Genomic DNA, 13,418 nt, shown 5'->3' with positions numbered 1-13,418 from the left:
ACGATGTCGTCCGCCGCTGATCATTCTCCAGTACTATCCTCTTTGGAGGAAATGCGTGAGGAACGTCGTCTTGAACGTGAGAAACTCCGTACAAGCAAATTTGATCTTGTCACTTCGTTGTTCACCGCGTTGATCCTTTTTATCGGCACATTCGTGCTGATGTTGTTCATCGTTTGGTTGACCAGCCGAATGTCGTTTCCGCCTCAGGCCATCAAGCCGATTATCGAAAATCCCGCCGGACGTGGCGAAAATGCCGAAGGGTTCGAGCGTGATTTCGAGCCTCCCGGGGCCGAGGAAGTCGAAGAATTGATGGAGCCGACGCTGCAGGACACCATCGAAGCGGTGACCGATGCGGTCAGCAACGTTGCCGCGACGCTCGACACGATGAATACGAACGCGACTGCGTCGACCACGGGGACGGGCAAAGGAGACAGTCGTCCGCCTGGGCCCGAGGGCGAGGGCGAGGATATTGTGCCGCGTTTCGAGCGTTGGCAACTCAATTTCACCGCCAAAGCACTTGGGGATTATGCCGCCCAGCTCGATTTTTACGAGATCGAACTCGGAGCCATCGGCGGTTCGATTCAGGGCGTTGACGTCGCCAACAATTTGGCCGGCAGCCCCAAATCACGGCGAATCGTGGATACAAAGAGCGAAAAACGACTTTATTTCATGTGGACCTCGCCAAGTCCGCTGATGCAGTTCGATCGTCAATTGCTGCAAAAGGCGGGCGTCCAGCTCGCGAATCGGCAAATGATGAAATTCATCCCAACCAACCTCGAAAACCAATTGGCCCAGATCGAACTCGAGTACTCGACTGCAAAGGGACATCCATCGGTGACTGAAATCGCCAAAACGATTTTTGAAAGCACTGCCGACGGCAATTCGTACAAGTTTCAAGTGATCGATCAACGCTACCGAAAATCACGTAAATAGTTAATTCGCCAGGGGAATTCGATGATTGCAAGCTCTGCAGAGGCCGTCGCGTCCAGGCAATCGTCTGTCACATCTCGGTGGGGAAAAGCCGAGAGCAAAGGGATGCGAACGACTTGGTTTGATTCCATCTCGTCCCTGCTGTTTGCCTTGTTGGTGTTGGTGGCAACCTCCGTTAGCGTGTTGTTTCTGCTCTGGATACTTAGTGCTGAGTCGCAAGAACGAAAGACATCGGTACCACCAGCACGCTGGGTCGCCGCGGGAAGCGAGTCGAGTGCAGATTCCGAGTTTCTTGTGCCGGTTGAAGACGAGGTTGCTGGGATCGAGGAGTTGCCCGTCGAAAAATCACTCGAGCAAATCTCTCAGTCCGCGGCCCAAGTGGCTGCGTTATCGAGTTCGGCCTCGGATCTCGATGGTGCCCACACCGGACAAGGCGAGGACGGTCGCACCGCAGGGCCCGGCGTAGATTCAAGCCTGCTCGTTCCTCCTGCCCAGCGTTGGCAACTGGTTTTTACCGCACGCGATATTGCCGATTACGCGGTTCAGCTTGACCAATTCGGCATTGAACTTGGTGTGATTGGCGGAGGCCAGTCGGGAGTGGATTATGCGTATGCATTCTCCAGTCCGAGTGGGCCTGAGCGTCGACATTTGGCAGAGAGCGCCGCGGAAAAACGAATCTATTTTCGCTATACCGCCGCAAGTCCGCTAATCCAGTGGGATCGCCAGCTGATCCACCAAGCAGGAATCGATCTTGGCGACGGGCGGGTGGAAATGATGTTCGTTCCTGCCGAGCTGGAGCGTCAATTGTTGGCGATCGAGTTGGCGTCTGCGAACAGCAATGGGCGTGAATCATTGGAAAGTGTTCAGCGGACGGTGTTTTCGCTCGCTCGATCAGGTGGCGAATTGGTTTGGCAAGTCGTCTCGCAGCGGTATCGTTCAGCCGAGTGAGCGGTGCGGTCGATGTTCGCATTTCCTTGGCCGCAGGCAACGCCGTGAACGATTTTCCAGTAGCTACCTTTTCCTAGTAGCTACCTTCGCCAGAAGGTGGTGATTTGCATTGGACGCCATCAATCCACGCTTTGGCGAGCGTAGCTACGAAACGCAAATGCTGTAATTTCCAGCCTAGAAATCGTTCACGGCGTTGGGTTGCGGGGGGATTGCAGTGCATCCGAAGCGTGTCCGCGAAGCAAAGCGGACGGGGAAAACGCGTTTTGCGCGGCTATGAGGGGCGGTTGTCAATTTTTCGCTCTGTTTTGCTTAATGCAATCGCGCCAAAAATCGGCGGATTCGTTAGGATAAAGCTGGAATTGCCATCCCTTTTGAGTGAACCTCTATGGGAACAGCTGCTTTTACCCTTTTCTTTGATCCACCGAAGGACGAGATCCTCGATGCTTTTCGCTGAAATATCTATCTTCGACATCATCTCGCAAGCGACCTACGGCGCCCTGGCGGGGGCAGCTTTGTGGGGACTCTATAGCGCGACAGTCGTCTGGGCACGAGTCAACCAAAAACGTTTCAAAAGCGAAGACGAACAAGATGTCTTCATGGATGATGTTGAACAAATGCTCAACGTCGGAGATTTCGAGGGAATCGCGGAATATAGCGACGGCGATAATCGTGCGATTCCTCAGATCATCGAAATGGCGATGCACCATCGCGAGCTCGGTTACAAGCGTGCACGGCAATTTGTTTTGGACCGCTTCCAACGCGACGTGATGAGCGATCTCGAGTATCGCCTTTCCTGGGTCAGCACGGTGATCAAATCGGCTCCGATGATCGGGCTGTTCGGTACCGTTTTCGGAATGATGGGAGCGTTTAAGACGCTGGCCACCTCCGAATCGGTCGAACCTTCGTTGTTGGCCGGGGACATTAACGTGGCACTGCGAACCACCGCGTGTGGTTTGGCGATCGCGATCCCGCTCATGATTCTTGTCGCAAACGTGAATATTAAAATTGCCAAGATGGAAGACCTTGTCGGTTCCGGATTGGCTCGATTTATGACTCAATACAAAGAGGCGCTCGCCAAATGGCCAAGCGGTGGGCCTGCCTCGCCCTCTGCCTCAGCGGCAGAGCCAGTGGAAACAGTGATGCAATCGCCCCCCCGTTAGCCATGCTATTTGGGGCAAATGACTTGTCTGGAGTTGGTCGCGAGCTTGATGGCTCGCGGCAGCGATCGCGGGCATGGAGTTGCAGTGGCTTCGGTGGCGAGTGATCTCTGCCGACGAAACGTTCCTTTTGCACGCGGTGTTCACTTTTAGGATCAATCGATCATGAGTGCAGATACAGTACACGAAGATCTTCTCGAGGAAGAAGATGATGTCGCAATGCCGCGCAAGAAGCGTGACGATGAAGAGATGGACATCACGCCGATGATCGACATCACGTTCTTGCTGCTGATTTTCTTTGTGGTCGCTTCCAAGATGGACCCCACAAAAATCGGTACGATTCCAGAGGCGGATAACGGTTTGGCTGTGTCGGCTGACGATTCAGCGATCATTTTTATCGATCCCGGAGCGGGTGACGAAGTGATCTTGAAGAGGCGTGACGGCAGCGAGTTCAGTCGAGACGAAGCGACTCAGTCGACCGAGATCATTGAATACATTACCTCGGAACTCGAAAAGTCGATCGGAAAAAACAAGAATCAAGTCATGTTGCTTGGCGATGCTAACGTAAAAGTGGGCAAGGTGACTCAGATTCAGCAGGTTATTGGCGACGCGTTCGAGGACATCGAATCGACTTACATCGCGGTCAAAGAGGAGTAGGCACATGTCGGGATCCATTAACGCAGCGTTGCCCGCAAGTAAGGGATACCATGCGTCGCTGTTTAATCGCGGTGACGATTTGGATATGACCCCGATGGTGGACGTGACGTTTTTGCTTTTGATTTTCTTTATGGTGACCGCTTCCTTCGGATTACAACGTGCGATCGAAATGCAGCGGAGCCCCAGTGAATTGTCGAGTCCCGTCCCGGTCACGCCCGTTGATGCGTTGCCGATGATTGAGCTTCGTATTCACGAGCAGGGTGATTTCGCAGTCACCGCGACGGATTGGTCGCTCGATGTGGTTGGGAAGCAGCAGCTTGTGTCGACGCTGCGACGTGCCGTCGGCGATGCGTCCGCAGGCTTTCAGCTTGATGTACAGGTGCACGAGAAAGCGAAGTTGCAATCGCTGGTGAGCGGATTGGATGCGGCCAGCATTGTCGGTTTGACGAATTTGACAGTCCATCAAGTGGAAGAGTTCTAGAGTCGCTATGGCAATTCCCGTTACATGTTCACAATGCCACGCTCAGCACAATGTCCACGAACGTTTTGCCGGAGGGCACGTGCGTTGTCCCGATTGCGATGCGCAGGTGGATGTCCCTGCACAGAACGAAGTCCAACAAGTCGATGACCTCGAACCGATTGTCGAGGTGCAGTCAATTGACGACGAGTTTGGCGATGACGACTTTGCCAGCATCGGCGATGCCGAAGCAATTGACGCGGATTCGTCATCTTCGAGCGATTTCAATTCTCCCAGACCTGGTTTGTCCACCGCGGTCGCGACTGCGGCAGTGGCTGCGACGCAGTCCGCCGTAGATTCCGTGTCGGAGGACGATGACGACGACGAAGTGCCCAAGCGTCAGCCTCGCCAAGATGATGAATTGGACATGACGCCGATGGTCGACGTGACCTTTTTGTTGTTGATCTTCTTCATGGTCACGGCATCGTTCAGTCTGCAGAAATCGATCGAGATGCCTCGCCAACAAACCGATGCGCCTAGTAGCAACCCGGATCCTGAAGAGACCGAAGAACTCGATTCGGTAGAAGTCCAGATCGATGATCGCGGCTCGTTTTTGGTGATGGCTGCGGATTGGGAGAGAGAAACACCCGGCAAGCAAAATCTGATTTCAGCGCTCAAAGAAGCGGTGCCCGGCGGCAGTGACGCCATGAAATTAGTTATCAAAGTTCACGAGATGGCAAAGCTACAAGCTCTCGTCGATGCCATGGATGCCGGAACGATTGCCGGGTATACCGAACTGCAAGTCACTCAGGTCGAAGAATTTGACTAGGATCGTTGTCGAAATTTGCTGGGGTGAACAGCTGAGTTAGGGGCGTCGTAGTGCATCAGAGATGTGATGACGGTTTCACGGCATCACCTGCTAATTGATTGAGTCTTATCACAGAATTAAAATAGTCGTTAAACATGCTTGCAAATGAACTGATCGATCGGCTAGAACGCGGTGGATTGCTCGACCAGGAAATCATCGAGGCGCTCCGTGAGCAATTGGAGCAGGGGACTCGAGTCACGCCCGAAGCGGTTGCGAAGCTGCTGGTCGACAACGGACAATTGACGCGATTTCAGGCCACCAAGTTAATTGGGGAACTTCGCTCGGACGAGTATTCACAACCCGGTGAAGAAGTCGCCGAGGTTGCGGTCATGGACGATCTCGCGATCTTGCCCGAAGAAGAGGGCGAAGAAGTGTTCGAGGTCGGCATCGACGACGATGGGACAGGGGACTTTGTTGCCGAAGCGGTGCCGGTGGAAGCCGTTGCCGTCGAAGCGGTTCCCGTCACAGAGAACGGACAAGGCAACGGTGCCGCTGCTTCGCGTCCTACGCGAGCACGTCCTAAACCTAAAGAGCAAAAGTCGGTTTGGGACTCGTTCAAAGTCTACGGGTTCGCAGGCATCATCGTCCTGTTGCTGTTGTCGGGCTATGGTCTGTTCTACATGTTGACTCGGCAAAGTGCTGATGAATTTATCGCAAATGCCAACAAGCTTTACGATCAACAGCAATACACTCCGGCACAAGATTCCTACATCAGCTTTCTCGATTCTTTTGGTGAAAACCATCAGTACTCGTCGATTTCACGCGTGCGAATTGTGATGTGCAAGTTTTATCGGGCAAAGGAGATGACCGATCCAACGGAAGCACTGGAACTGCTAAAGAAAGAATTGCCGACGATTGAAAACGAACAGGGGCTCAACGAAGAACGCACTAACTTGGCGGCGTTATTGGTGGATGTTGCCTACGAAATTGGTCGCGTGGCGAACAAAGAAAAAGACACCGCCGAGAAAGAGAAGTTGCTCGGCAAGTTAGACGAACAGCTCGTGTTGACGGAAAATCCAAACTACCTGAGTTCCGCCATGAAAACGACGTTGGGCGGAAAGTTGCAGGAAATTGCAGAGATGCGGCAACGCGTGCGTCGCGAGATCAATCGCAATGTGCGGTTGGACGAATCGGTCGTTGCGATGGAAGGATTCTTGAAAGAAAAGAAGACCAAAGAGGCCTATGACGTTCGCACCCAGTTGCTGCGTGAGTTTCCTGAGCTTCATGATAACGATCGGCTGATGGCGTTAATCGTGAGCGCCAGCGACATTCAAAAAACGTTGGTGAAACCAGCGAGCGATGTGCCAAAATTGGCTGATTTGAAAGAGAGTAGTGGAAACGATCGTTCCATCGTGCTAACGGCGATGGAAGGACGCAAAGCGGTCGATTTGGTTGGCGAAATCTTGTATCTGCGTGCGGGCGGATCGATGTTGGCATTTGCTGGAGATACCGGCGGGTTGTTATGGCGTAAGTTCGTTGGCTACGGACAGGATCATTTGCCAGTGCGACTGGATGATGGTTCCGGTGTCTTGCTGAGTGAATCGGCAAAACTCGAAGTACAGCGATGTGATGGTAAAGATGGCATTCTGCGATGGCGCAGTGTGATTGACGAGTTCTTTAGCGAGCCAGTTACTGTTTCGGATGCGGTGTACGTGGCGACGGAATCAGGCCGACTCGCATCGCTCGATGCAGACTCGGGTGAGGCCAATTGGGTGGATCAGATTCCTCAGCCACTCGAAGTGGGCCCAGGGATCGATAAGCGAGCGAAGGTGGCTTATATCCCAGGCAACCACAGCAATCTCTATGTGCTAAATAGTCGCGACGGTTCGTGTTACGAAACGTTCTACATTGGTCACGCCGAAGGCACGATATCCGTTCCACCGGTGGCGTTATTGGGGCATGTTTTCGTGCTTGAGAACGCCGGTACGAATTACACGCGCGTACATATTTTGAAGGTGAATGACCAAGGCCAAGAACTAAAAGTCGCCCAGCCTTCGATCCGCCTCGATGGGAATGTGAAAGTCAAGCCGATCATCCAGGATCGTAAGTTGATTGTGTTGACCGACCTTGGGCAAGTCTCGGTGCTCGAAGTCGAGCCGACGGCGAAACGCGAGCAAGTCAGCGAAGTCGCAACGCAAGTGGCCTCATATGATGTGCCAACCTCGACTCAGATGGCCGTAGGCCGATCACAGATGTGGATCACCGGAACGCGAATTGGCCGCTATGAGTTGCAAATTAACACCGGGCGTGTCGTCCAGGACTGGTTCAAAAATGAAGCGGATCGGTTCATCGGTCAACCGTTTACGAGTGAAAACACATTGGTACACGCGAGGATTTTGCGTGGAACTTCGGCAATCCGAGTGACCGCAGCGGATGCGAAAACCGGTGACGAAATTTGGCGAACCGATGTCGGCGTTCCAATCGCAATGATTGTGCCGATTGTGGGTGGCGGGGGGTACCATGCGGTGACAACCCAAGGTGCCTTGTTCGAACTCGATCGCGATGCTTTGGCGAGTGGCTCGACTGCGAATCCGATCGAAAACCCCGGCGGATCAGGGATTGCAATGCGTTTCGAAAACCCAATCAAAATCGACGAGACTCGGAGTTTGATGCTCAATCAAGCCACGTTGCAAGATATCGTTGTTTACGATCCTACTCGCCGTCAAGAAAAATTGCGGAAACTGCAATTGGCATCATCCGGCAAAGCAAGCGGAGGCGTGTTGGTCGCGGGTGGTGGTTTGTTTGTGCCGACCGCATCGGGCCGCGCCGTTTTGATGAATTGGCAAACCGGGCAAATGTTGGGGAGCCCATTCCAGCCTGCGAGTGCACCCGAGGGCTCGGTGACGTGGTCAATGCCGGTTGCGATGCCAGACGACCCGGACCAGGTCGTGATTGCGGATAGTCGCAAACAGCTCTATCGATTGCGGGTCGGAGAGCAAATGCGTGAACTTGCCAAGAAATCGTTGGAAGCACCTTTTTTAGGTCCTACCGCGGCGGTCGGAAGCAATTTGATTGCGTCGGTTGCTGGTCCTGCTGCCGATTTCGTCGTCGGACATGATTTAAACAGTCTCGACGAGAAATTCAAAGTGCTGATGGATGGTCGACTCAATTGGGGGCCAGTCGCGGCAGGCGACTATTGTGTGCTACGAACCGATGATTCGGTGCTGCGTGCCTTTGATGCCGAAGGGAAACAAAAATTCGAGTTGCCGGTTCCTGAAGGAGAGGTCGTCGGTGCCCCGGTGCTTATTGGCGAGGTGATGTTGGTCGCTGGCAAGGATGGTTGGATGGTGACGTTTGATCCCACGTCGGGTGAATTGCTTGGGCAAAGCGATCTTGGCCAACCTATTTTCGCGCCACCGCTTGGCATTGGTACGAAGTTGTTAGTACCGGGTGCCGAAGGCGTTGTTTACATCACTGATGTTCCATCGAAAAATTAAGAGGCTCCAGATGAACATCAAAATACAAAAAATTCTATGGCTCGCAATGTTGCTGGTGGTTGCCACCTGGGTGACACCGGTCTCAGCACAAATTGTGAACTACGCGGAATCGGGAGTGCCCGATCGTGTCGGTTTAGAATTGTTGCAAGAGGAACCTCATGACATCATCTTCTTGACCGAAGAATCTGGTGGCGGTTGGGTGAAGGTTCGGCTGCTTGACTTTCCCGGGCGGAAAATCCCTGACAATCCCAAAGGGACACTTCAGTTCGAAATCATTGGAATCGAGGTGAAAAAATTTGTCACCGATTGGAAGAACATCGAGAAGATCGATCTCTGGGAAATTCGGCTCGAACGTGAAACGGCCGAGATGATCGCGGCCGAGGATTTCCAGGGAGCCTATCCCTTTTTGTCGGTGCTGATTCGCGACTATCCCAATCGTCCGGGGCTTCGCAAAATGCGAAGTGAATTTTTGTGGAAGGATGCGATCAAACGGGCCAAATCAGGTGAATTCGAAGCGACGCTGGCGATGCTTGAAGAGCTGTGGCGCTATGCACCTGAGTTCCAGCCTAAAACGGTGCTGGGAGCTCTCAGTGGAATCACGGACAAGTTGATGTTGAAACTTGTCAAGGAAGGGAAGCTTGAGCTTGCTCAGCAGATGCTCGCCCGTTTGGAGAAAGACTATGGCGAGGGACGCTTAGCATCGATTTCCAAGTGGAATAAGCTTTTCTTGCAACTCGCTCAGAAGAAACAAACCGAAGCGATTGCCGCGCTCGAGGCAAAGGACTATCGCAGTGCTCGCGCATTGTCACGCGAAAGCGTTGCTGTTCGACCTGATATCGATGGCGGTCTAGAGCTAATTCGCAAAGTCAATTCGATCTATCCGTTAGTACGCGTTGGCGTTCTGCAGACAGCAACGGTTTTGGATCCGACTCGTATTGATAATTGGGCGTCGCGTCGCGCCGGTCGCTTGGTCTATCGCACCCTGTTCGAAATGAAGGGAGCGGGGCCTGAGGGAGGCGAGTACGACTTTGTCTTTGGCGAAACCGAGACGACACCCTATCGGACCCAATTTGATCTGGTGTTGGAAACGGAGAAATTGAAGCCACCGCTGAGTGAAATTCAAGGTTTCACCATCGCAGATAAAATCGCCGAGCGTGCTACTCGCAATACACCCGAGTATTTTTCGCCTTGGGCTGCTGCCGTGACGGCCATTGGGATGGATGGCCCCAAGCGAGTCGAGTGCACGCTGCGTCGACCGCATGTGTTGCCATCGTGTCTGCTACAGATTCCCATTGATGGAAGTTGGTTTGGGGGACAAAAAGGGGCACCCACAGGCGCTTACAAGCGAGACGCCGAGAGCGATGACACGGTTCGTTATATCCTCGCCGCCGAACCTGAAACTCCCGAACAGCTTCGTGAAGTTGTCGAAATACGCCAAGCATCGGCAAGTGACGGGGTGAGTTTGCTGTTGCAAGGTGAGCTCGATGTGCTGGATCAATTGTTTCCTGCGGATGCCGTTCGCTTGAGCAAAAGTCGTGATATCCGAGTCAAGAATTATCCGCTGCCGACGGTGCACATGTTGGTGCCCTGTTCGGACCATGCGTTTTTAGCCGAACGGACGTTTCGACGTGCTTTGGTTTATGGGATCAACCGCGAAGATATTCTCAATGGCGAGCTGCTCGAGGGACTTGAGGTGCCAGGATGCCAAGTCGTTTCGGGGCCGTTTCCTGCGGGAATCGAAATGGATGATCCATTGGGATATGCCTACGACAAAAGCATTGGTGCTCGCCGCTATGAGCCTCGATTGGCCAAGTTGTTGATGACCCTGAATGCCAATCAAATGAAGGCGATTGCGGATCGTAAGAAAGAAGTCGTGCCGGAGATGAAGCCCATTCGCTTGGCGTTTCCTGCGGACAATTTGTCACGTGTCGCTTGCGAGGCGATTATGAGCCAGTGGCAATTGTTAGATTTAAAAATTGAATTGGTCGAGCTTCCCGTCGGACGCACATTCCCTGACCCCGGAACCGCCGACATCGTGTATGTCTCTGCGGCAATTTGGGAGCCGATTATTGACGCGCGTCGCTTGTTGGGACCCGAGGGGCTTGCGGCGAGTTCCGACCAATTAGTGGGCTTAGGGCTTCGTCGAATCGAAGAGGCCAGAGATTGGAAAATGGTACGTGATGGCTTGCTTGATTTACACGCAATTGCCCATCACGAACTACCAGTGTTACCACTTTGGCAAATGGTCGATTCGTACGCCTATCGACGAGAATTGATTGGAGTCGGAAACGATATCGTCTCGCTCTATCAGAACGCGGATAAATGGCAATTGAATCAGTGAGTCGCAGCGTACTTCAGCCCAGGAGTCGTGGTGTTTTTGGATTTCTCGATATGACAATCTTCGGTAGGAACCTGTTTTTTTGCGTTGCGGCCTCGCTGTGTCTGGTGATGCAACTCGGTTGCTCCGAAGATTCGCTGGACACCGCTGCGCAACCATCGGTCGCCTTAACCGCAGCGGAAGTGGCGTCTTCGGCAAGTCCGGTAAAAACGACGGATCCTGCGGTTGCAAATCCTGCAACGTCCGAATCAACAACAGCGTCAACTGAAGAGATCGAGGACGAGCCCGAAGTCGAGCCGTGGGATTATTCGCCATACAAGGTGTTGGTATGGGTCGTCTCGGACGAGCCACGCGTGAACGCGGCGACGGTTCGTGGTCCCCTACAGCAGTTTCTCGATCGTGATTTCGCAGCAATTTGGCAAATGGATGTTGCGGATGCTCCACCTGCGGTAACGAACGCGGCAAACCGAAATCTTAGCGAGATGAGCTATGAATCCATTACCGCATCGGATCCTGTGATCGCAGTAAAACGTGATCACGTGGATGCCGTTCGGCTGAGAATTGCCGCTAACGTCGGAGAGATCATCAAGGACGTTTACGCAACACAAGGTCGTATCGATGAGGTCATGCGGCGTGCCGCAGAGATCGGGAATGAGTCGATCGATGGTGTCAGCGATAAGCTTCGTGTCGTGGACGGCGATGCGATCGCAGTTAGCAAAAAGTGGGAGGATCCGGCGACGGAGGCCATCATGGTTTCACGCGGAATGGCGTTGCTGCTTGATAATCCCGAGGCCAAGATTATCCCGATTCCGCTGAGTGGGTTGGTAATCGAAGCGATAGATTCGTATGACAAAATCTTTGTTGTTCGTGTCGAGAAAAACGTCTCGCCGAACACGGTCAGCGTGGTCGAGTTGGATACCCTGATGCGTCATTTCGGCTCGATGGCAACGCAGCAATTTGTACAATCCTCGGAAATGGCGGCAACCATTGGTCGTGTGATGATTGAAGCGTTTGCCCCAGTGGTTCGTATCGAAGATGCGGGACAGAAGAATGCGAAGGGATTGCTTCGCGCCGGTGGTTTGATTCTTGATGACAAGTCGCCCGCGATGATTCATGTCGGTGATGTACTCGAACCGATGACTCGCAAAAACGATCGCAATGGAAACCCGATCCAAATTGGGCCGATTGATTGGGCATATCTGCTTGTGACTGAGAAAGAAGATTCGTTGATGGATATGGATTTCCACGCGGGTCGTGCTGGAGGGCTTCAAGGACGTAGCAATAAGCGAACGTTTCGGATGGCGCTGCGGAGTCGTCCATTTGGTGACTCAACAATGTTGCGGTTGCACGCTCAGAAAGAGCCCGATTTTCCGCTGATTGGTTACGAGATTTATGACAAGAATCTCGAAACCGGTGACATGTCGTTTGTGGGGCGAACCGATTGGAACGGGCGTTTGGACGTCGAAGCTGCCGATTCTCCCCTGCATTTGTTGTATGTGAAAAACGGCGGAGCAATCTTGGCGCGGTTGCCGATCGTGCCAGGGTTACAAGCCAATGTGGTTGCCGACTTGAGCGGCGATGATATGCGGTTACAGGCCGAAGCCTATATTCGAGGTGTTCAAAATGCGATCATCGACCTTGTTGCCATTCGCGAACTGTTGGCCGCACGAGTCCGACTGCGGCTTCGCAAGGGTGAGATGGACGAAGCCAGAGAGTTGCTGCACTCGCTACGTGAACAGCCGACGCATGAGCGAATCGCGGACGACATGGACAAGAAGCTGACAGCATTTCTGAATCAACCCGGAGCGAAGAATCCGAATCAGCGACGCAAGATCGATGAGATGTTCACTCAGACTCAGGAATTATTGTCCAAGCAAATTAATCCCGAAAAGATCCGGGCACTCGAAGAGGACATGATCACCGCTCAGAAAAACGGGGGGCGATTGCCTGAGGAAAAGAAAGACGAAGATAAGGCTCAAGCCGTCGATACGACCAAGGTCATCGAAGAAGCTCCGTCGGAATAATTGCTGACGTAGCGGAACTCGCGCGAGAGTTTCGAGCAGTGCCGAAATTCACGAACCTCTTGATGACTCGGCGACCGGTGGTCCCATCACGGAATGTTCCGACGGGCCTTACTACCTCACCCTCCCAATAGCGACTGCCCCGCAGACCTACACCGCTGCTAAAAATCAGGACTCTTCTTTACCACGCCACGATGGGCGTTTTTTGCGAGCATTTGGATGGTGCTTCACGATCAAGTGTGGAGCATCGCGTCCTGAAAGTTTCTTGCCTTCGGGGCGATTGCTGCGCCGGACAAGCTTGGCCCGCAGCCGATTTTCTTTGTCGAAATATTCGTCGTCTATCTCGTACTCGACCCACATATACTCGTAGGGAAGTACTTCGCGGTCATAGGGACCGCGTGGGGGGGCACCTTCGATCGTGCCGTCGAAGACAGATCGATGAAAGAACACATCATCGCGAAAATCTTCCGCCTCGATGAACCCGAATTCGCCATCGGGGCTGACGAAACGAATGGTGCCGAGTCGTCGTTTTTGAATCCGATAGGGACGTTTAATTTCATCGTCGTCGTCGTGTCGCCCCATGCGATTGCATTCTCTCGGTACGG

General features: G+C 53.2%; 10 protein-coding genes. 9 read left to right on the top strand and 1 reads right to left on the bottom strand.

The window, feature by feature from the left end; all coding sequences use genetic code 11:
* The first annotated feature begins 51 nt into the window (after positions 1–51).
* The 9 genes from SH528x_RS34250 (at position 52) to SH528x_RS34210 (ending at position 12,816) form a co-directional block, all read left to right on the top strand.
* Complete coding sequence (locus tag SH528x_RS34250) at positions 52–933, top strand: hypothetical protein (protein ID WP_442507908.1); 882 nt, start codon at positions 52–54, stop codon at positions 931–933.
* 102 nt (positions 934–1,035) lie between these two features.
* The gene (locus SH528x_RS34245; RefSeq protein WP_442507907.1) at positions 1,036–1,878 is read left to right on the top strand and encodes a hypothetical protein; all 843 of its coding nucleotides are present in this window, start codon (positions 1,036–1,038) and stop codon (positions 1,876–1,878) included.
* 440 nt (positions 1,879–2,318) lie between these two features.
* Positions 2,319–3,038 carry a MotA/TolQ/ExbB proton channel family protein gene (locus SH528x_RS34240; protein ID WP_442507906.1) on the top strand — a complete coding sequence of 240 codons (720 nt, stop codon included), beginning with the start codon at positions 2,319–2,321 and terminating at the stop codon, positions 3,036–3,038.
* A 162-nt stretch (positions 3,039–3,200) separates the two neighbouring features.
* Positions 3,201–3,692, top strand: a complete 492-nt coding sequence (locus tag SH528x_RS34235) for an ExbD/TolR family protein (protein ID WP_442507905.1) — start codon at positions 3,201–3,203, stop codon at positions 3,690–3,692.
* 4 nt (positions 3,693–3,696) lie between these two features.
* Positions 3,697–4,173, top strand: a complete 477-nt coding sequence (locus SH528x_RS34230) for an ExbD/TolR family protein (RefSeq protein ID WP_442507904.1) — start codon at positions 3,697–3,699, stop codon at positions 4,171–4,173.
* A gap of 7 nt (positions 4,174–4,180) precedes the next feature.
* Positions 4,181–4,978, top strand: coding sequence for an ExbD/TolR family protein (locus SH528x_RS34225; RefSeq protein WP_442507903.1), 798 nt, complete (start codon positions 4,181–4,183; stop codon positions 4,976–4,978).
* Positions 4,979–5,112: 134 nt separating this feature from the next.
* Positions 5,113–8,454: an outer membrane protein assembly factor BamB family protein gene (locus SH528x_RS34220; RefSeq protein WP_442507902.1), complete on the top strand. Its 3,342-nt coding sequence runs from the start codon at positions 5,113–5,115 to the stop codon at positions 8,452–8,454.
* 10 nt (positions 8,455–8,464) lie between these two features.
* Positions 8,465–10,795 (top strand): ABC transporter substrate-binding protein, encoded by a 2,331-nt coding sequence (locus SH528x_RS34215; protein WP_442507901.1) that lies wholly within the window; start codon positions 8,465–8,467, stop codon positions 10,793–10,795.
* Positions 10,796–10,845: 50 nt separating this feature from the next.
* Positions 10,846–12,816, top strand: coding sequence for a hypothetical protein (locus SH528x_RS34210; RefSeq protein WP_442507900.1), 1,971 nt, complete (start codon positions 10,846–10,848; stop codon positions 12,814–12,816).
* Positions 12,817–12,981: 165 nt separating this feature from the next.
* Here SH528x_RS34210 and SH528x_RS34205 read toward each other — a convergent pair whose 3' ends face one another.
* Positions 12,982–13,395 carry a cold shock domain-containing protein gene (locus tag SH528x_RS34205; RefSeq protein WP_442507899.1) on the bottom strand — a complete coding sequence of 138 codons (414 nt, stop codon included), beginning with the start codon at positions 13,393–13,395 and terminating at the stop codon, positions 12,982–12,984.
* Positions 13,396–13,418 lie beyond the last annotated feature (23 nt).

The organism is Novipirellula methanifontis, assembly GCF_052161655.1.
Classification (GTDB): Bacteria; Planctomycetota; Planctomycetia; order Pirellulales; family Pirellulaceae; genus Novipirellula.
This window is presented reverse-complemented; position numbering and strand designations above follow the sequence as displayed.

What these genes read in the sequence shown, in the direction of transcription:
- SH528x_RS34230 (WP_442507904.1), top strand. Translation starts at nt 3,697, where the DNA reads ATGTCGGGATCCATTAACGCAGCGTTGCCCGCAAGTAAGGGATACCAT.
- SH528x_RS34205 (WP_442507899.1), bottom strand. Translation starts at nt 13,395, where the DNA reads ATGGGGCGACACGACGACGACGATGAAATTAAACGTCCCTATCGGATT.
- SH528x_RS34215 (WP_442507901.1), top strand. Translation starts at nt 8,465, where the DNA reads ATGAACATCAAAATACAAAAAATTCTATGGCTCGCAATGTTGCTGGTG.
- SH528x_RS34220 (WP_442507902.1), top strand. Translation starts at nt 5,113, where the DNA reads ATGCTTGCAAATGAACTGATCGATCGGCTAGAACGCGGTGGATTGCTC.
- SH528x_RS34225 (WP_442507903.1), top strand. Translation starts at nt 4,181, where the DNA reads ATGGCAATTCCCGTTACATGTTCACAATGCCACGCTCAGCACAATGTC.
- SH528x_RS34250 (WP_442507908.1), top strand. Translation starts at nt 52, where the DNA reads ATGCGTGAGGAACGTCGTCTTGAACGTGAGAAACTCCGTACAAGCAAA.
- SH528x_RS34245 (WP_442507907.1), top strand. Translation starts at nt 1,036, where the DNA reads ATGCGAACGACTTGGTTTGATTCCATCTCGTCCCTGCTGTTTGCCTTG.
- SH528x_RS34235 (WP_442507905.1), top strand. Translation starts at nt 3,201, where the DNA reads ATGAGTGCAGATACAGTACACGAAGATCTTCTCGAGGAAGAAGATGAT.
- SH528x_RS34240 (WP_442507906.1), top strand. Translation starts at nt 2,319, where the DNA reads ATGCTTTTCGCTGAAATATCTATCTTCGACATCATCTCGCAAGCGACC.
- SH528x_RS34210 (WP_442507900.1), top strand. Translation starts at nt 10,846, where the DNA reads ATGACAATCTTCGGTAGGAACCTGTTTTTTTGCGTTGCGGCCTCGCTG.